The 1,138-nt window shown below is 61.2% G+C and carries 1 protein-coding gene; it reads left to right on the plus strand.

Going from position 1 to position 1,138, the window contains the following annotated elements:
* Positions 1 to 542: 542 nt before the first annotated feature.
* Positions 543 to 1,138: N-acetylmuramoyl-L-alanine amidase (locus ABZS40_RS36770; protein WP_354949369.1), on the plus strand; the 596-nt coding region annotated here is incomplete at its 3' end.

A 1,138-nucleotide genomic window follows, 5' to 3' on the forward strand; every position in this document is an offset into this window, starting at 1 on the left:
CCTCGCCAAACGCCTCACCACCGAAACCACCCCAACCTGGCGAGACGACTAAAACCACAACACACACAAAATACGTGAATCAGACGTCCTCTCAGTTGGGCCATGCTCCGTCGGGGGGAGACAACACCATCGGCCTTGCTCGCTTCTTGCCGGCAAGCAACCGCCGATCGCGATGCCGAAGGCCAGTTGAAACCCGCCTGAAGCCTATGACTGTTAACAATTGATCGAACAAATCCGTTGTGCGACTCGGCTGCTTCGGAGCGGTTAGCCGAGCCCCACCGGTCATTCCGATTCTTGTCGATTAGCCGGAGATGTCACGTGAATTCAAGGAAGATCCCGCGTCCCGTAACGGCGCAGGGCAGCGGCTTCAATCGCCGATCGGTAATCGCCCTGTCCGCACTCGTTGTGGCGTCGACGGCGGGCGTCGCTATGGCACCCGCGAGGGCTAAGGCTGCCAGCAGCAGTGCTGAGTGTCTCGCGGATCTGGTAATTTCCTGATGGGGACGATCGATTGGCTTGGCGACGTCCTCCGGTCGGCCGGCGTGACCGTTGTCGAGGAAGGTAATTGGCGGAGTCGGGCGGTCAGTGGACCGTTCGAACCGATTGGCGTCCTGTGGCATCACACCGCCAGCCGGTCAAGTGCCACCAACCCGGCACCTGCACTCGGCACCGTCATCAACGGCCGGTCTGATCTGCAAGGCCCTTTGTGTCACGCTCTCGTGGACTACAACGGCGTGTTCCACATCATCGCTGGTGGCAGAGCGAATCACGCCGGTGAGTGCCGGGGAAGCGGGCCCATCCCCGCGGGTGACGGCAACACGCTCATGGTTGGGTGGGAGATCGACTACGACGGCGTGACGCAGACGATGACGGCTGCGCAATACACAGCATCCGTCGCCGCCACGGCTGCTGTTCTGCGAAGGCTGAACCGCGACGCCAGCTACGCGCGCGGCCACCGGGAGACGAGTACCACTGGCAAGATCGACCCCTCATTCATCGACCTTGACGCCATGCGTGCCGATGTAGCGCGCCACACAACTCATCGGGTGGGTGTGGTGAAGGGTGGTCAGTTGTATGTCAAGGAAGGGAATCTGTTCGCCGATTGGGTGTGGCAGACCGGTGACGTCAAGGATTTCTC

The sequence above is a fragment of the Micromonospora sp. NPDC005324 genome, from assembly GCF_040607155.1.
GTDB lineage: Bacteria > Actinomycetota > Actinomycetes > Mycobacteriales > Micromonosporaceae > Micromonospora > Micromonospora trifolii.